Below are 17,412 nucleotides of genomic sequence, written 5' to 3'. Positions count from 1 at the left end.
GTCGAATGGCGCTGCGCTTGCAATATCTCAAGCCGGATAAGGTGCTTTGCATCAGAATCCGGCTTAAAATCACGTAAGTTCCTCGCTTTTTTCCTTCCCGAACTGAAATAAATTAGCGACCTGGCTGGTGGCTGGTTTATCATCAATATAATTAATACCACCAGGTTTATCCGTTTTATCCCTTTTCCTGAGGTTGATGTGCAGTTAACAAGTTTCACCGATTACGGATTACGTGCGCTAATCTACATGGCGTCACTTCCCGAAGGACGTATGACCAGTATTTCTGAGGTGACAGAAGTCTACGGCGTGTCCCGTAATCATATGGTCAAAATAATCAATCAACTTAGCCGGGCGGGCTTTGTTACTGCTATTCGAGGAAAAAATGGCGGTATCCGCTTGGGTAAACCCGCTAAGGATATTGGTATTGGTGATGTGGTTCGCGAGCTGGAACCCTTATCGTTGGTCAACTGTAGCAGCGAGTTTTGCCACATTACCCCGGCCTGTCGACTCAAACAGGCGCTTTCTAAGGCAGTGCAAAGTTTTCTCACGGAGCTGGACAACTACACACTTGCTGATTTGGTTGAAGAGAATCAACCGCTTTATAAATTATTGCTGGTGGAGTAATGAAGTCTAAAGTACTTCGCGTCGCATCGCGGCGGCAACTGAGCGAGTCGCCAGGAGCTTACAAAAGTAAGTGACTGGTGGGAGCAAAGGCAGCCAACAAAGAGGCGTCGTGAAAGACGAAGGAATTCCATCAGAGCTGACAATGGAGGAACCTCAATGTCACAAGATCCTTTCCAGGAACGCGAAGCTGAAAAATACGCGAATCCTATCCCAAGTCGGGAATTTATCCTCGAACATTTAACTAAACGTGAAAAACCGGCCAACCGCGATGAGCTGGCCGCTGAACTCAACATTGAAGGTGAAGAGCAGCAGGAAGCACTGCGCCGCCGTCTGCGCGCGATGGAGCGTGACGGACAACTGGTCTTCACCCGTCGTCAGTGCTATGCGCTGCCGGAGCGTCTCGACCTGCTGAAAGGTACCGTTATTGGCCACCGTGATGGCTACGGCTTTCTGCGCGTTGAAGGCCGCAAAGATGACCTGTACCTGTCCAGCGAGCAGATGAAAACCTGCATTCATGGCGATCAGGTGCTGGCGCAGCCGCTGGGCGCGGACCGTAAAGGTCGTCGCGAAGCGCGTATTGTGCGCGTACTGGTGCCAAAAACCAGCCAAATTGTCGGTCGCTACTTCACCGATGCTGGCGTTGGGTTTGTCGTCCCTGACGACAGCCGTCTGAGTTTCGATATCCTGATCCCGCCGGAAGAGGTGATGGGCGCTCGTATGGGCTTTGTGGTCGTCGTTGAACTGACCCAACGTCCGACTCGCCGCACCAAAGCGGTGGGTAAAATTGTTGAAGTGCTGGGTGACAACATGGGAACCAGCATGGCCGTTGATATGGCCCTGCGTACTCATGAAATCCCATATATCTGGCCGCAGGCTGTTGAGAAACAGGTCGCCGGACTGAAAGAAGAAGTGCCGGAAGAGGCGAAAATAGGACGTGTCGATCTGCGCGACCTGCCGCTGGTGACTATCGATGGCGAAGATGCGCGTGACTTCGACGATGCGGTTTACTGCGAGAAGAAACGCGGCGGCGGCTGGCGTTTATGGGTGGCAATTGCCGACGTAAGCTATTACGTTCGCCCGCCGACTCCGCTGGACCAGGAAGCCCGCAGCCGTGGCACATCCGTTTACTTCCCGTCGCAGGTTGTTCCGATGCTGCCGGAAGTGCTGTCTAACGGATTGTGTTCGCTCAACCCGCAGGTGGACAGGTTGTGTATGGTCTGTGAAATGACCATTTCGTCGAAAGGCCGTTTAACCGGCTTTAAATTCTACGAAGCGGTCATGAGTTCCCATGCACGTCTGACCTACACCAAGGTCTGGCACATGCTGCAGGGCGACCAGGAGCTGCGTGAGCAGTACGCACCGCTGGTCAAACACATTGAAGAGCTGCATAACCTCTACAAAGTGCTGGATAAAGCCCGCGAAGAGCGCGGCGGTATCTCGTTTGAAAGTGAAGAGGCGAAGTTTATCTTCAATGCTGAACGCCGTATTGAGCGTATTGAGCAGACGCAGCGTAACGACGCGCACAAGCTGATTGAAGAGTGCATGATCATGGCGAACATCTCAGCGGCGCGATTCGTTGAGAAAGCCAAAGAGCCAGCGCTGTTCCGTATTCACGATAAGCCGACGACCGAAGCGATTAACTCGTTCCGTTCCGTCCTGGCAGAGCTGGGACTGGAGCTGCCAGGTGGCAACAAACCTGAGCCGCGCGATTACGCTGAACTGCTGGAGTCGATTGCTGACCGTCCTGACGCAGAAATGCTGCAAACCATGCTGCTGCGTTCGATGAAGCAGGCGATTTACGATCCGGAAAACCGTGGTCACTTCGGCCTGGCGCTGCAATCTTATGCACACTTTACTTCACCGATCCGTCGTTACCCGGACCTCTCCTTGCACCGGGCGATTAAGTATCTGCTGGCGCAGGAGCAGGGTCATAAAGGCAACACCACGGAAACGGGTGGCTACCATTATTCGATGGAAGAGATGCTGCAACTGGGTCAGCATTGTTCGATGGCCGAGCGCCGTGCTGACGAAGCCACACGCGATGTCTCTGACTGGCTGAAGTGCGACTTCATGCTGGATCAGGTGGGGAATGTCTTCAAAGGCGTGATTGCCAGCGTCACCGGATTTGGTTTCTTTGTCCGTCTTGATGAGCTGTTTATCGACGGTCTGGTGCATGTCTCCTCCCTGGATAACGACTACTATCGTTTCGACCAGGTTGGGCAGCGCCTGACGGGGGAATCCAGCGGTCAGATGTATCGCCTGGGCGATCGCGTGGAAGTTCGCGTGGAAGCAGTCAACATGGACGAGCGTAAGATCGACTTTAGCTTGATCTCCAGCGAACGTGCGCCGCGTAATGAAGGTAAAACTGCGCGCGAAAAAGCCAAAAAAAGCGATGCGGGTAAAAATACCGGTAAACGTCGTCAGATGGGCAAAAAGGTGAATTTCGAGCCGGATAGCGCTTTCCGCGGTGAGAAAAAAGGCAGAGCCAAACCTCAGGCGGAAAAGAATGCGGCTGAGAAGAAAGGCGACAAAAAAGCGAAAAAGCCATCGGCAAAAACGCTTAAAATTGCTGCCGCCACCAAAGCTAAACGTGCGGCGAAAAAGAAAGTCGCACAATAACTGCCATAAACAGTAAGCCGGGCAATCTCGTGTTGCCCGCGTTATGCATAAACTATTAACGAGTACATTCATGAGTGAAATGATTTACGGCATCCATGCGGTGCAGGCTCTGCTGGAACGTGCGCCTGAGCGCTTCCAGGACGTCTTTATTCTCAAAGGTCGTGAAGATAAACGCCTGCTGCCGCTGATCCACGCACTGGAAGCACAGGGTGTTGTCATTCAACTGGCTAACCGTCAGTTTCTGGATGAGAAAAGCGAGGGTGCGGTACATCAGGGGATTATTGCTCGTGTGAAGCCGGGCCGTCAGTATCAGGAAAACGATCTGCCGGATCTGATTGCTACGCTCGATCAGCCGTTCTTTTTGATCCTCGATGGCGTCACCGACCCGCATAACCTGGGGGCATGCCTGCGTAGCGCCGATGCCGCTGGCGTACATGCTGTAATCGTACCGAAGGATCGTTCCGCTCAGTTGAATGCTACGGCGAAAAAAGTGGCCTGCGGTGCGGCAGAAAGCGTACCGCTGATCCGCGTGACCAACCTGGCGCGCACCATGCGTATGCTGCAGGAAGAGAATATCTGGATCGTCGGAACCGCTGGCGAAGCCGACCATACTCTCTACCAGAGCAAAATGACCGGACGTCTGGCGCTGGTGATGGGAGCAGAAGGTGAAGGTATGCGCCGTCTGACCCGTGAACACTGTGACGAACTGATCAGTATCCCGATGGCAGGTAGCGTTTCGTCGCTGAACGTTTCAGTTGCGACGGGCATCTGCCTGTTTGAAGCAGTCCGTCAGCGCAGCTAAACTATCTCCCTGATTTCTCTCTTCTCTCAAGCCATCTTTCGGGATGGCTTTTTTGTGACCGTTGTCCCATGCGTTCTCTCTGCTGCCTGACCATACTTAAAGCGACGGCCATTGACGGAGGGAGACACAATGCACTGGCAAACGCACACCGTTTTTAACCAACCTGTACCGCTCAATAACAGTAACTTATATTTGTCCGACGGCGCGCTGTGCGAAGCGGTTATCCGTGAAGGCGCTGGCTGGGATAGCGATCTTCTCGCCAGTATTGGTCAGCAGCTAGGGACTGCCGAGTCGCTCGAACTGGGTCGTCTGGCCAATGCTTTTCCACCTGAACTATTGCGCTACGACCCGCAGGGGCAGCGGCTGGATGATGTGCGTTTTCATCCTGCCTGGCATTTGCTGATGCAGGGATTGTGCGCCAACCGCGTACATAATCTGGCCTGGGAAGAAGACGCGAGGCAAGGAACATTTGTTGCCCGGGCGGCGCGTTTCATGCTGCATGCGCAGGTTGAAGCAGGCACGTTGTGTCCGGTGACCATGACGTTTGCCGCCACACCGCTGTTACTTCAAATGTTACCCGCCCCCTTTCACGACTGGCTGACGCCGCTGCTAAGCGACCGTTATGACTCGCATTTACTGCCCGGAGGGCAAAAGCGCGGGCTACTGATTGGTATGGGTATGACCGAAAAACAGGGTGGTTCAGATGTGCTGAGCAATACCACTCAGGCAGAACGTCTTGTCGACGGCTCGTATCGGCTGGTGGGACATAAGTGGTTTTTCTCCGTGCCGCAAAGCGATGCCCATTTGGTGCTGGCCCAGGCAAAGGGCGGCTTATCCTGCTTTTTTGTACCGCAATTTTTACCTGACGGGCAGCGTAATGCCATCCGTCTTGAACGACTGAAAGATAAGTTAGGCAACCGCTCCAACGCCAGCTGCGAGGTTGAATTCCACGATGCGATTGGCTGGCTATTGGGCGAAGAAGGGGAAGGTATCCGCCATATCCTGAAGATGGGCGGGATGACGCGTTTTGACTGCGCGCTCGGCAGTCACGGCATGATGCGACGTGCTTTTTCCGTCGCGATTTATCATGCGCACCAGCGACAGGTTTTTGGCAAGTCATTGATTGAACAGCCGATGATGCGTCAGGTATTAGGTCGGATGGCGCTCCAACTGGAAGGTCAAACGGCGCTACTGTTTCGACTGGCGCGGGCCTGGGACCGTCGTGCTGATGCCAAAGAAGCGCTGTGGGCCAGGTTGTTCACGCCAGCAGCGAAATTCTCCGTTTGCAAGGTCGGTATGCCGTTTGTGGCTGAGGCGATGGAAGTGCTGGGCGGGATTGGCTATTGCGAGGAGAGTGAGCTGCCGCGCCTGTATCGTGAGATGCCGGTAAACAGTATCTGGGAAGGCTCCGGCAACATTATGTGCCTTGATGTATTGCGGGTACTGACAAAACAACCCGGCATCTACGATATGCTCAGCGAAGCCTTTGCGGAGGTAAAGGGGCAGGATCGACATTACGATCGGATGGTGCGTCAGCTACAGCAGCGTTTACGTAAACCCAGTGAGGCATTGGGACGAGAGATTACGCAGCAGCTTTTCCTGCTCGGTTGCGGGGCGCAGATGTTGCGTTATTCTTCTCCGCCAGTGGCGCAGGCCTGGTGCCAAATGATGCTTGATACGCGGGGTGGACTACGATTGTCTGAACAGGTGCTGAACGATTTGCTCCTGCGGGCAACGGGGGGGTTACGGTAATAACTTGCCTGATGGCGACGCGGGTGCGTCTTATCATGCCTACGCTCAGTCCAGGTCAGATAAGTTTACGCCATCCGGCAATCTGTTACGCATAAAGTATGGCCTGTACGCGCCAGTTGTCGGGCTGCTGGTCTTCGTACATCTGAATGATCCGATACCATGAGGCACCTTGTTCATCCGCTTTTAACGCGATTACACGTTCTACATCCTGCGGATTCCCTGCAATGTTACTGACAGAGATCAGGCCAATTTCGTTCAGGCCAGTAACGCAGTCAGCACTGGCGAATTCGGCAGACTGCGCCGTAGTGTCTGCCAGTCCAGCAGAAAGCAGCAGTGAGGATAAGGCAAGAGATTGTTTCATCGTCAGCTCCATTATTCGTACCCCTACACACGGCAGGGCATTCCATCGCGATAATAAACCTCAAGCTTCCTGCTGTTGGTTTATTGTGCACAGGTAAACGCATAGAGGCGCAAAGCAATGTAAAGCTGACTAAATTTCAACCCAATGTTATTTACGATACAAAATTGCCTGTGAATACCATTGGCCTGTCACGATGGTTTCATCTACTAATAAAACCACGTAGTAATCAGCTTTAGCCGCGACGGCTTTGGCACGGATCTCTGCCAGCGCATCATCCGGAGAGCCTCTTACCAGCGCGCTAACCGTCCCTAATCGCTGTAACCCATTACTCTGGTCACGGCGGATCTCCTGCGGGTGGTCGGCAACGGGCGGTGCGGGTTGCGGCGTTCCCTGTAGCACGCTACAGGCGCTTAAAAACATAACCAGCAACAAAGAGGCAAACCGACGCATAACTCTATCTCGTTTCCTGATAGCCATAGTGTAGTGCCTTATTAATTTCCCTTTAGGGGAATGTTCCCGAATTGTTATCTCTCACGCGATTTTCGAATGAAAATGTTGCGAAAGCGTAACCCAGTTCTCAACATTATGAATCATTGCCGAACACATTCGCTTGCGTTAAGCATTGCTGCATGGCATACCAGAAAAAAAGGGGCAACAAATGATAGAAATTGAGACACGACAGTTAGCTGGTATCCCTGTCCTGCACGCCGTTCCGGCTGGTAAACGCGAATGTTCACTCCCTTGTATTCTCTTTTATCACGGGTTTACATCTTCAAGTCTGGTCTACAGTTATTTTGCTGTTGCGCTGGCTCAGGCCGGATTTCGCGTCGTCATGCCAGATGCGCCCGAACATGGCGCCCGCTTTAAAGGTAATGCTCAGGAGCGAATGTTCCGCTTCTGGCATATATTGCAGCAAAACATGCAGGAGTTTACGACGTTACGTGCGGCTCTGGTGGCAGAAAATTGGCTTTCAGATGAGCGGCTTGCCGTCGGTGGGGCATCGATGGGGGGAATGACTGCATTGGGCATAATGGCGCGCCATCCTGAGGTTAAATGTGTAGCCAGCCTGATGGGCTCAGGCTATTTTACCCGGCTTGCGCAGACGCTTTTTCCTCCTTTACAGGTTCAGACCCCAGAGCAACAGGCGGAGTTTGATGCCGTTATCGCCCCGCTTGCCGAATGGGATGTTACGCATCAGTTGCCACGCCTTGCCGACAGGCCGTTGCTGCTGTGGCATGGACAGGATGATGATGTTGTACCGGCTGTTGAAACCTTCCGCTTACAGCAAGCGCTGATTCAGGCAGGTTTGGACAACAATCTGACCTGCCTGTGGGAAGCGGGCGTACGGCATCGCATCACGCCAGAAGCGTTGGCCGCAACAGTGACGTTTTTCCGCCAGCACCTTTAAACGCGCATAATGCTCACGCCCTGAGCTTCAAGCTGTTGCAGAATCTCAGGGTTTGCATTTTTGCCGGTAATGAGCATATCGATTTGATCGGCGCGACTGAACAGCATTCCCGCACGTTCACCGACTTTACTGCTATCGACCAGCACCACCAGTTTACCCACCACGTTAAGCATCTTCTGCTCGGCCATCGCGGTCAGCATATCGGTTTTATACAGTCCGTCCGCGGTCAACCCTTTGCCGCTGGTAAACATCCAGTGTCCGGCATACAGGCTATTTTCACTGCCTTGCGGGCTAAGCGTGATGGATTGGCTTTTGTTATATTGCCCTCCCATGATGATCACGCTGTCATGCTCCTGGTCGATCAGATAGTTCGCCAGGGGCAAATAATTGGTGATGATCTGCACCGGCTTGCCGCACATTTCGCGACCCAGCAGGAAAGCGGTCGATCCGCAGTTGATCACTACGCTTTCACCCGCATTCACAAGCTGGGATGCTGCCTTGGCAATACGAACTTTTTCATCGTGGTTCTGCGCCTGGTGAAGATTCATTGGCGTCCAGCGCGGCCGCTGCTGGGTAATAGCTTCTGCGCCGTTGCGTACTTTCTTGAGTTTGCCGCTTTCGTCGAGCTTGTTGATGTCCCGGCGCGCAGTGGCGGGTGAAATCCCCAGACGCTCAACTACGTTCTCAACGGTAACAAAGCCCAACTGCGCCAGCATATCCAGCAATATTTGATGTCTTTGTGCTTCAGTCATGAGCTATTCCGATACAAATTGATTTGAAAAGATGATATTTGAAATAGCCTGGAAATACTAAAGTAAATGGGAAAAAAATGCCGGGATGGCCCGGCATTTTGTGTGGATCACAAGAACGATTTAAACGGTAAATCCGGTTCAATGGTGAAGCAGTCATCAAAGCCGCGCGGATAGTGATATTCAAAGTTATCTTTGTCCAGCGGCCAGGTGAACTTGCCACCTACCTGCCAGATGAATGGCTTAAAGCCATACTTAAGGCGATCTTTTTTCATCTCCCACAGTACGCGGATCTCCTGCGGATCGGCCTGAAAGTTTGACCAGATATCATGATGGAAAGGGATCACCACTTTTGTATTCAGGGCCTCCGCCATACGCAGCATGTCAGAACTGGTCATTTTGTCCGTAATACCCCGTGGGTTCTCGCCGTAGGATCCGAGTGCGACGTCGATCTGGTGCTCGTTGCCATGCTTTGCATAGTAGTTGGAGTAGTGTGAGTCGCCGCTATGATAAAGCGTACCGCCCGGCGTTTTGAACAGATAGTTTACTGCGCGGGCATCCATACCATCCGGCAGTACGCCAGCGGCTTTCTGATCGGCGGGCAGGGTGATTAACGCAGTACGATCGAACGCATCAAGCGCATGAATTTCAATATCTTTCACTTTTACCACATCGCCTGGTTTTACCACGATGCAGCGCTCTTTTGGTACACCCCAACCGATCCACAGATCCACACAAGTCTGCGGTCCAATAAACGGCACGTCGTCGGCACAGTTCTGCATGACGGCTGCCGCAACATTTACGTCGATGTGATCGTTATGATCGTGCGTGGCCAGCACCGCATCGATCTGACGAATGGCAAACGGATCAAGAACAAACGGCGTGGTGCGCAGGTTTGGCTGCAGCTTCTTCACCCCTGCCATGCGTTGCATCTGGTGACCGGTTTTCATCAGCGGGTTACCGTGACTCTGTTTGCCCGTGCCGCACCAGAAATCGACGCAGACGTTAGTCCCGCCTTCCGACTTCAGCCAAATTCCGGTACAGCCGAGCCACCACATCGCGAAAGTACCTGGTGCGACCTGTTCCTGCTCGATCTCTTCATTCAGCCAGCTTCCCCACTCCGGGAATGTGCTCAGGATCCATGATTCACGCGTGATGCTTTTTACTTTACTCATCGCAATTACCTTCATGTTTATTCAAGTTGAATCAAATTGTGATTTGTTTTGATTGATACTGACATCATTTTCTCAAGAAGGCAATGCGTTGATTTTTGATGTTGAATGAAAAATTGTTAACAAATTACAACGTGACAAGATGGTTTATATGAAATGTATTTTTTTATTTTATTGTTTTAAATGGATTTATTTTGAAGTGAATGAATTCGGAGCAAATCCACTCTGCAAGTGAGAGAATTATTTGCGTACTGCATCACATTTAATCAAATTCAATCTTGTTGTGATTACTTTTGAAAATTAGAGTGAGGGCACAACATCCTGGGCATCTGTAATGAATGTTCAGCAACTTCGTCTACTGGAGATCGTTATGGAGATCCTCTACAACATCTTTACCGTCTTTTTTAATCAGGTCATGACCAATGCACCGTTGCTGTTGGGTATTGTGACCTGCCTCGGCTACATCCTGTTGCGTAAAAGTGTCAGCGTCATTATCAAAGGCACGATCAAAACGATTATCGGTTTTATGTTATTGCAGGCAGGGTCGGGCATTCTGACCAGCACGTTTAAACCGGTAGTGGCGAAGATGTCCGAGGTTTACGGTATCAACGGTGCGATTTCCGATACCTATGCCTCCATGATGGCAACCATCGAACGTATGGGGGATGCCTATAGCTGGGTAGGGTACGCGGTACTGTTGGCGCTGGCGCTAAACATTTGTTATGTACTGCTACGGCGGATTACCGGTATTCGTACCATCATGCTGACCGGGCACATCATGTTCCAGCAGGCGGGCCTGATCGCCGTCTCTTTCTACATCTTTGGCTATTCCATGTGGACCACCATCATCTGTACCGCGGTGCTGGTGTCGCTCTACTGGGGCATTACCTCCAATATGATGTACAAGCCGACCCAGGAAGTGACCGACGGCTGTGGTTTTTCCATCGGTCACCAGCAGCAGTTCGCCTCCTGGATTGCTTACAAAGTCGCGCCGTATCTGGGTAAGAAAGAGGAGAGCGTAGAAGATCTCAAGCTGCCAGGCTGGCTGAATATCTTCCACGACAACATCGTTTCTACCGCGATTGTGATGACCATCTTCTTCGGGGCGATCCTGCTCTCTTTCGGCATTGATGTGGTTCAGGCGATGGCGGGTAAAACCCACTGGACGGTGTATATCCTGCAAACCGGTTTTTCGTTTGCTGTCGCTATCTTCATCATCACCCAGGGCGTACGTATGTTCGTTGCTGAACTTTCAGAAGCGTTCAACGGTATCTCTCAACGCCTGATCCCGGGCGCGGTACTGGCCATCGACTGCGCGGCGATTTATAGCTTTGCTCCTAACGCGGTGGTCTGGGGCTTTATGTGGGGGACCATCGGCCAACTGATTGCGGTGGGCATCCTTGTGGCCTGCGGCTCTTCCATTCTGATTATCCCAGGCTTTATCCCGATGTTCTTCTCGAACGCCACTATCGGCGTATTTGCTAACCACTTTGGCGGCTGGCGCGCAGCGCTCAAGATTTGCCTGGTGATGGGGATGATCGAAATCTTCGGCTGCGTCTGGGCGGTGAAGCTCACCGGTATGAGCGCCTGGATGGGCATGGCGGACTGGTCAATTCTGGCACCGCCGATGATGCAAGGCTTTGCCTCCATCGGCATCGTGTTTATGGCCGTCATTATTCTGATTGCACTGGCTTATATGTTTTTCGCAGGACGCACGTTGCGTGCTGAGGAAGACGCAGAAAAACAACTGGCAGAACACTCTGCTTAATAAGGAGTTCCGATTATGACCGTACGTATTCTGGCTGTGTGTGGCAATGGGCAGGGCAGTTCCATGATCATGAAAATGAAGGTGGACCAGTTTTTAACCCAGTCAAATATTGACCATACGGTAAACAGCTGCGCCGTGGGCGAATACAAAAGTGAACTGAGCGGAGCGGATATTATCATCGCCTCTACGCATATCGCCGGTGAGATTACCGTTTCTGGCAATAAATATGTCGTTGGCGTACGCAACATGCTGTCTCCTGCCGATTTTGGACCAAAACTGCTGGAAGTGATCAAAGCGCATTTTCCGCAGGACGTGAAGTAAGGGGCGGCATATGAAATTACGTGACTCGCTGGCAGACAATAGTTCCATCCTTTTGCAAGCCGAGGCCAGTACCTGGCAGGAAGCGGTAAAGCTTGGCGTGGATCTGCTGGCTAAGGCTGATGTGGTTGAACCACGCTACTACCAGGCCATCCTTGATGGCGTTGAGCAGTTTGGCCCGTACTTTGTGATTGCGCCAGGACTGGCGATGCCGCACGGCCGTCCGGAGGAAGGGGTCAAGAAAACCGGTTTTGCGCTGGTGACGCTGAAAACGCCGCTGGTGTTTAACCACGAGGATAACGACCCGGTCGACATTCTGATCACGATGGCGGCAGTTGACGCCAACACGCATCAGGAAGTGGGCATCATGCAGATCGTGAATCTCTTTGATGACGAAGCCAATTTCGACCGTTTACGCGCCTGCCGCACCGCGCAGGAAGTGTTGGATTTAATTGATAACGCCACTGCGGCGGCTGTTTAAAAGGATACCAAAATGTCATTACCTATGTTGCAGGTTGCGCTGGATAACCAATCAATGTCTTCCGCGTATGAAACGACGCGTCTGATTGCCGAAGAGGTCGATATCATTGAGGTGGGCACTATTCTTTGCGTGGCAGAAGGCGTGCGCGCCGTTCGCGATCTGAAAGCGCTTTACCCACATAAAATTGTACTGGCGGACGCCAAAATTGCCGATGCGGGAAAAATCCTCTCCCGCATGTGTTTCGAAGCCAACGCTGACTGGGTTACCGTCATCTGCTGTGCCGATATCAACACCACCAAGGGTGCGCTGGAGGTGGCGAAAGAATTTAACGGTGATGTACAGATTGAACTGACTGGTTACTGGACCTGGGAGCAGGCGCAAGAGTGGCGTGACGCAGGGATTGGGCAAGTTGTATATCACCGCAGTCGTGATGCGCAGGCGGCGGGCGTGGCGTGGGGAGAAGCGGATATCAGCGCGATCAAGCGTCTGTCCGAGATGGGCTTTAAAGTCACCGTCACCGGCGGTCTGGCGCTGGAAGATCTGCCGCTGTTCCAGGGAATTCCGATTCACGTCTTTATTGCCGGCCGCAGTATTCGCGATGCCGCCTCTCCGGTGGAAGCGGCCCGTCAGTTCAAACGTTCTATCGCCCAACTGTGGGGATAAGGAGCGACTATGTTGTCGAAACAGGTCCCGCTCGGTATTTATGAAAAAGCACTCCCCGGCGGGGAGTGCTGGCTGGAACGCTTGCAACTGGCGAAGGAACTGGGCTTTGACTTTGTCGAAATGTCGGTTGATGAAACCGACGCTCGCCTGGCGCGTCTTGACTGGAACCGCGAGCAGCGACTGGCGCTGGTGGCCGCTATCGCCGACACCGGGATACGGGTACCGTCCATGTGCCTGAGCGCTCATCGTCGTTTTCCGCTTGGTAGTGAAGATGATGCGGTACGCGAACAGGGGCTGGAGATCATGCGTAAAGCCATTCAGTTTGCGCAGGATATCGGTATTCGCGTTATTCAAATGGCGGGTTACGACGTTTATTACCAGCAGGCCAATAACGAAACGCGTCGTCGGTTCCGCGATGGGCTGAAAGAGAGCGTAGAGATGGCGAGCCGTGCACAGGTGACGCTGGCGATGGAAATCATGGATTATCCACTGATGAATTCGATCAGTAAGGCACTGGGATACGCCCACTATCTCAACAATCCGTGGTTCCAGCTGTATCCCGATATTGGCAATTTATCGGCGTGGGATAACGACGTGCAGATGGAGCTGCAGGCGGGAATGGGCCATATAGTTGCCGTACACGTGAAAGATACCAAACCCGGCGTATTCAAAAATGTGCCGTTTGGTGAAGGGGTTGTCGATTTCGAACGTTGTTTTGCGACGCTCAAACAGAGTGGGTATTGCGGGCCATACCTGATTGAGATGTGGAGCGAAACGTCGGACGACCCGGCACGTGAAGTGGCGAAGGCGCGCGACTGGGTGAAAGCGCGTATGGCCAACGCGGGCCTGGTGGAGGCAGTGTAATGCAAAAACGTAAACAGCAGGTTTTTGAGGCCAACATGGATCTGCCGCGCTACGGGCTGGTGACGTTTACCTGGGGTAACGTCAGCGCCATCGACCGCGAACGCGGGCTGGTGGTGATCAAGCCCAGCGGCGTCGACTACCAAACAATGACAGTGGATGACATGGTGGTTGTGGATCTGCACGGTAATGTGGTGGAGGGACGCTATCGTCCTTCTTCCGACACCGCCACCCATCTGGCGCTGTATCGCCGTTATTCCTCTCTCGGCGGCGTGGTGCATACCCACTCAACCCACGCGACGGCATGGGCGCAGGCAGGTCTGGCAATTCCTGCGCTCGGCACGACGCATGCTGACTACTTCTTTGGCGATATTCCCTGTACCCGGGCTTTAACTGAAGCTGAAGTTCAGGAGGAGTATGAACTTAATACCGGTAGGGTGATTATTGAAACGCTCGGGGAGGTGGAACCTTTACATACGCCTGGCGTAGTGGTGTACCAACATGGCCCGTTTGCCTGGGGCAAAGATGCTCACGACGCGGTACATAACGCTGTGGTGATGGAAGAGGTGGCAAAAATGGCATGGATTGCGCGTGGCATTAATCCGGCGCTCAGCCCCATCGACAGTTACCTGATGAATAAGCACTTCATGCGTAAGCACGGCCCAAATGCCTATTACGGCCAGAAGTAAGAAAAAACGTTCCGGAGCCAACTCTTCATGGGGATGAGATCGGTCTGGCTTCGGGATTGTTTTGCAAAAAAAAGCCCCCAGTGAAGGGGGCAAGTCAAACTGTGGCAATGTTCTCGTTGGTTGTTTCTGGTGCTAGCGATAAATATCTGCACTGGCGTGCATATTTCCGTTACTACCGGGTTCCCTGGTGAGGATCACGTGATAGTAGGTTGCGCCTTGCGCATCGGTTTCTTCATTCAGGGCCTGAGTGGCTTCACTTTCAGTGGCGAAGTTATGATTTATGTAAATAACGCCTAAGCTCTGCACATCATCCATATTCCTGGCCTGATGATTGTCAATTTTGATGGCTGCCGTTGCATTTGCACTGAGCAAAAGTACAGCCAGAAGGGTCAAAACACGGGCTCGCATATGTACCTCCTCGACTGCGGTCTCTGGTTAGCTCTCTCCTGTGAGTGGATAACTTCTGATTTAATTTTAACCGCTGCCGGCGCAGTCGATAGCGACCATTTCTGATGCAGTTGTTCAAAAAATTACCGCAAAGCCATCTTTTCTTTAATTAACAATCAGCTGATGCCTTCCGCTACGGTTAAAAATACCTGCCTTACGCGCATAAGCTCTTACCAAATAGTCAATTTAATCGGGTGAGTACGCCGTTTATAGTGAGCCAGATAATTAATATAACTTTATGATAATTAGGCAAAAACTTATGGATACTTCATTCATGGATTTCAGCTATTTCGTGATTATGTTTATGGTCGCGCTGGTGGCTGGCTTTATTAACGTGGTGTCGGGCGGCGGTGGTTTTCTCTCTATTGGCGCTCTCTTAATTTCTGGTTTACCCCCGGCTAATGCGCTGGCAACCAATAAAATTCAGGCACTGGGTAGCTCGCTAACCTCCGGAATTTACTTTTTACGCCGGGGACATATTAATGTGCAGGAGCACAAATATGTCTTTTTATCTGCCTTTATCGGTTCTGCGATGGGCACAACGCTTATCCAGTTTATTGAACCGGACGTGTTGAAGAAACTGCTGCCGATCCTGATTATCGCGGTCGCTATCTACTTTATTTCTGCGCCTAATCTTAGCGAACCGAAAAGGAAGCAGCAGGTATCCCTGTTTCTCTTCTCGTTGATCTGCGGGGGAGGTATTGGGTTTTATGATGGTTTTCTCGGTGCCGGGGCCGGCTCCTTTTATACGCTCTGCTATATCCTGCTGTGGGGGTACAGTATCGATAAAGCGCAAATCCACTCGAATTTTATCAACCTGGCGTCGAACATTGCCTCGATTCTGTTCTTCATTTTCGGCGGTAAAATGATCTGGTCGCTGGGGCTGGTGATGTTTGCCGGGCAATCCCTTGGCGCACGTCTGGGTGCGACAGTCGTACTGACGCGCGGCAAGAAAGTCATCCGACCCATGATTGTCATCGTCTCTATTTGTATCAGCGTCAAAATGCTGCTGGATATGTATTAATGGCGACATGATAAATAATCGTACAAGCACCTTGAGTTTAACTGCTGACCCCAGTATTATGACGCGTCATTTTTCAGCCGACCTTTAACACGTTCCTTGCCTCCATGGGCCTCGGCTGACCCAGACAGGAGGCTGAATAATCCGTAAGGAGCAATTCGATGCGTCATTACGAAATCGTTTTTATGGTCCATCCTGACCAGAGCGAACAGGTTCCGGGTATGATCGAACGCTACACTGCTGCCATCACTGGTGCAGAAGGCACGATCCACCGTCTGGAAGACTGGGGCCGCCGTCAGCTGGCTTACCCGATCAACAAACTGCACAAAGCTCACTACGTTCTGATGAACGTTGAAGCGCCGCAGGAAGTGATCGATGAGCTGGAAACTACCTTCCGCTTCAACGATGCCGTTATCCGCAGCATGGTTATGCGTACTAAACACGCTGTTACCGAAGCATCTCCGATGGTTAAAGCGAAAGACGAGCGCCGTGAGCGTCGCGATGATTTCGCTAACGAAACCGCAGATGATGCTGAAGCTGGGGATTCTGAAGAGTAATTTCTGATGACCAACCGTCTGGCGTTGTCCGGCACCGTGTGCAGGGCTCCCCTTCGAAAGGTCAGTCCATCAGGAATTCCTCATTGCCAGTTCGTGCTTGAGCATCGTTCTGTGCAGGAGGAAGCCGGGTTTCACCGGCAGGCGTGGTGCCAAATGCCCGTTATTATTAGCGGACACGAAAACCAGGCCATTACTCACAGTATAACGGTCGGTAGCGCAGTGACCGTTCAGGGGTTCATCTCTTGCCACAAGGCAAAGAACGGCCTGAGCAAAATGGTTCTGCATGCCGAGCAGATTGAATTGATAGATTCTGGAGACTAGCCATATGGCACGTTATTTCCGTCGTCGCAAGTTCTGCCGTTTCACCGCGGAAGGCGTTCAAGAGATCGACTATAAAGATATCGCTACGCTGAAAAACTACATCACCGAAAGCGGTAAGATTGTCCCAAGCCGTATCACCGGTACCCGTGCAAAATACCAGCGTCAGCTGGCTCGCGCTATCAAACGCGCTCGCTACCTGTCTCTGCTGCCGTACACTGATCGTCATCAGTAATCGGTCACGGTCCATTAATACGACTTTGAGAGGATAAGGTAATGCAAGTTATTCTGCTTGATAAAGTAGCAAACCTGGGTAGCCTGGGTGATCAGGTTAACGTTAAAGCGGGCTATGCTCGTAACTTCCTGGTACCACAGGGTAAAGCTGTTCCTGCTACCAAGAAAAACGTTGAATTTTTCGAAGCGCGTCGCGCTGAGCTGGAAGCTAAACTGGCTGACGTTCTGTCCGCTGCTGAAGCTCGTGCTGAGAAAATCAACGCACTGGAAACCGTAACCATCGCGTCTAAAGCTGGCGACGAAGGTAAACTGTTCGGTTCCATCGGTACTCGCGACATCGCTGACGCTGTAACTGCAGCTGGCGTTGAAGTAGCTAAGAGCGAAGTTCGTCTGCCGAACGGCGTTCTGCGTACCACTGGTGAGCACGAAGTGAGCTTCCAGGTTCACAGCGAAGTGTTTGCTAAGCTGACTGTAAACGTAGTTGCAGAATAAGTTTTTATTCTGATGACCGCGTAAAAGCGCCGGCCCTGTGCCGGCGTTTTGCTTTTCTGTTCTCCCCGCTTTTCTC

General features: G+C 52.1%; 21 protein-coding genes. 16 read left to right on the top strand and 5 right to left on the bottom strand.

Translation table 11 applies throughout. From position 1 onward, the window contains the following. Window positions 1-198: 198 nt before the first annotated feature. The 4 genes from nsrR to GUC46_RS21480 all read left to right on the top strand — a co-directional run bounded on the left by nsrR (window position 199) and on the right by GUC46_RS21480 (window position 5,797). Entirely contained in the window at window positions 199-624 is a 426-nt protein-coding gene (nsrR, locus tag GUC46_RS21495) for a nitric oxide-sensing transcriptional repressor NsrR (RefSeq protein ID WP_003025609.1), read from the top strand. Window positions 625-780: 156 nt separating this feature from the next. Next, the gene (gene rnr, locus GUC46_RS21490) at window positions 781-3,243 is read left to right on the top strand and encodes a ribonuclease R (RefSeq protein WP_003025612.1); all 2,463 of its coding nucleotides are present in this window, start codon (window positions 781-783) and stop codon (window positions 3,241-3,243) included. A gap of 70 nt (window positions 3,244-3,313) precedes the next feature. Further along, a complete protein-coding gene (gene rlmB / locus GUC46_RS21485) occupies window positions 3,314-4,045 on the top strand; it encodes a 23S rRNA (guanosine(2251)-2'-O)-methyltransferase RlmB (protein WP_003025615.1) in 732 nt (243 codons plus the stop codon). A 129-nt stretch (window positions 4,046-4,174) separates the two neighbouring features. Next, on the top strand, window positions 4,175-5,797 hold the full coding sequence (locus tag GUC46_RS21480; protein WP_160180713.1) for an isovaleryl-CoA dehydrogenase: 1,623 nt from the start codon (window positions 4,175-4,177) through the stop codon (window positions 5,795-5,797). A gap of 85 nt (window positions 5,798-5,882) precedes the next feature. On the opposite strand, the gene yjfN is transcribed toward GUC46_RS21480, so the two are convergent. Next, window positions 5,883-6,158, bottom strand: a complete 276-nt coding sequence (gene yjfN / locus GUC46_RS21475) for a DUF1471 family protease activator YjfN (protein ID WP_080953289.1) — start codon at window positions 6,156-6,158, stop codon at window positions 5,883-5,885. Between the two features lie 147 nt (window positions 6,159-6,305). After that, on the bottom strand, window positions 6,306-6,635 hold the full coding sequence (gene bsmA, locus GUC46_RS21470; protein WP_003025640.1) for a biofilm peroxide resistance protein BsmA: 330 nt from the start codon (window positions 6,633-6,635) through the stop codon (window positions 6,306-6,308). Between the two features lie 181 nt (window positions 6,636-6,816). Here bsmA and yjfP point away from each other — a divergent pair, with 181 nt between their 5' ends. Beyond that, window positions 6,817-7,566 (top strand): esterase, encoded by a 750-nt coding sequence (yjfP, locus tag GUC46_RS21465; RefSeq protein ID WP_016149449.1) that lies wholly within the window; start codon window positions 6,817-6,819, stop codon window positions 7,564-7,566. Here the strand turns inward: yjfP and ulaR are convergent. After that, the gene (gene ulaR, locus GUC46_RS21460; protein ID WP_003839504.1) at window positions 7,563-8,318 is read right to left on the bottom strand and encodes an HTH-type transcriptional regulator UlaR; all 756 of its coding nucleotides are present in this window, start codon (window positions 8,316-8,318) and stop codon (window positions 7,563-7,565) included. The genes yjfP and ulaR overlap by 4 nt on opposite strands. 107 nt (window positions 8,319-8,425) lie before the next feature. Then, window positions 8,426-9,490 (bottom strand): L-ascorbate 6-phosphate lactonase, encoded by a 1,065-nt coding sequence (gene ulaG, locus GUC46_RS21455; RefSeq protein ID WP_003025649.1) that lies wholly within the window; start codon window positions 9,488-9,490, stop codon window positions 8,426-8,428. A gap of 367 nt (window positions 9,491-9,857) precedes the next feature. On the opposite strand from ulaG, the gene ulaA reads away from it, so the two are divergent. From ulaA to GUC46_RS21425, 6 genes are read left to right on the top strand one after another with little or no spacing between them, the layout of a single operon-like run. Continuing rightward, a complete protein-coding gene (ulaA, locus tag GUC46_RS21450; protein WP_003025652.1) occupies window positions 9,858-11,255 on the top strand; it encodes a PTS ascorbate transporter subunit IIC in 1,398 nt (465 codons plus the stop codon). Between the two features lie 15 nt (window positions 11,256-11,270). Further along, window positions 11,271-11,576, top strand: coding sequence for a PTS ascorbate transporter subunit IIB (gene ulaB / locus GUC46_RS21445; protein ID WP_003025655.1), 306 nt, complete (start codon window positions 11,271-11,273; stop codon window positions 11,574-11,576). A 10-nt stretch (window positions 11,577-11,586) separates the two neighbouring features. Beyond that, entirely contained in the window at window positions 11,587-12,054 is a 468-nt protein-coding gene (ulaC, locus tag GUC46_RS21440; protein ID WP_121572192.1) for a PTS ascorbate transporter subunit IIA, read from the top strand. 12 nt (window positions 12,055-12,066) lie between these two features. Further along, window positions 12,067-12,717: a 3-keto-L-gulonate-6-phosphate decarboxylase UlaD gene (gene ulaD / locus GUC46_RS21435; protein ID WP_003025660.1), complete on the top strand. Its 651-nt coding sequence runs from the start codon at window positions 12,067-12,069 to the stop codon at window positions 12,715-12,717. 9 nt (window positions 12,718-12,726) lie between these two features. Beyond that, window positions 12,727-13,581 carry an L-ribulose-5-phosphate 3-epimerase gene (locus GUC46_RS21430; RefSeq protein ID WP_032937760.1) on the top strand — a complete coding sequence of 285 codons (855 nt, stop codon included), beginning with the start codon at window positions 12,727-12,729 and terminating at the stop codon, window positions 13,579-13,581. After that, on the top strand, window positions 13,581-14,267 hold the full coding sequence (locus tag GUC46_RS21425; protein ID WP_003839510.1) for an L-ribulose-5-phosphate 4-epimerase: 687 nt from the start codon (window positions 13,581-13,583) through the stop codon (window positions 14,265-14,267). Before GUC46_RS21430 ends, GUC46_RS21425 begins: the two co-directional genes overlap by 1 nt. Before the next feature lie 132 nt (window positions 14,268-14,399). On the opposite strand, the gene yjfY is transcribed toward GUC46_RS21425, so the two are convergent. After that, window positions 14,400-14,675, bottom strand: coding sequence for a DUF1471 family protein YjfY (gene yjfY / locus GUC46_RS21420; RefSeq protein WP_003025668.1), 276 nt, complete (start codon window positions 14,673-14,675; stop codon window positions 14,400-14,402). 298 nt (window positions 14,676-14,973) lie between these two features. Between yjfY and GUC46_RS21415 the strand changes: the two genes are divergently transcribed. The 5 genes from GUC46_RS21415 (at window position 14,974) to rplI (ending at window position 17,336) form a co-directional block, all read left to right on the top strand. Further along, entirely contained in the window at window positions 14,974-15,738 is a 765-nt protein-coding gene (locus GUC46_RS21415; RefSeq protein WP_003025670.1) for a TSUP family transporter, read from the top strand. A gap of 158 nt (window positions 15,739-15,896) precedes the next feature. Continuing rightward, on the top strand, window positions 15,897-16,292 hold the full coding sequence (rpsF, locus tag GUC46_RS21410) for a 30S ribosomal protein S6 (RefSeq protein WP_003025672.1): 396 nt from the start codon (window positions 15,897-15,899) through the stop codon (window positions 16,290-16,292). Between the two features lie 6 nt (window positions 16,293-16,298). Beyond that, window positions 16,299-16,613: a primosomal replication protein N gene (priB, locus tag GUC46_RS21405; RefSeq protein WP_003025674.1), complete on the top strand. Its 315-nt coding sequence runs from the start codon at window positions 16,299-16,301 to the stop codon at window positions 16,611-16,613. 4 nt (window positions 16,614-16,617) lie between these two features. Continuing rightward, window positions 16,618-16,845 (top strand): 30S ribosomal protein S18, encoded by a 228-nt coding sequence (gene rpsR, locus GUC46_RS21400; RefSeq protein WP_000135199.1) that lies wholly within the window; start codon window positions 16,618-16,620, stop codon window positions 16,843-16,845. 41 nt (window positions 16,846-16,886) lie between these two features. Continuing rightward, window positions 16,887-17,336 carry a 50S ribosomal protein L9 gene (gene rplI / locus GUC46_RS21395; protein WP_003025676.1) on the top strand — a complete coding sequence of 150 codons (450 nt, stop codon included), beginning with the start codon at window positions 16,887-16,889 and terminating at the stop codon, window positions 17,334-17,336. The last annotated feature ends 76 nt before the right edge of the window (window positions 17,337-17,412 follow it).

The sequence above is a fragment of the Citrobacter sp. LUTT5 genome (genome assembly GCF_009905315.1).
Lineage (GTDB): Bacteria > Pseudomonadota > Gammaproteobacteria > Enterobacterales > Enterobacteriaceae > Citrobacter > Citrobacter freundii.
The sequence above is the reverse complement of the archived record's forward strand: the minus strand, read 5'-3'. Positions and strand labels throughout refer to the sequence as shown.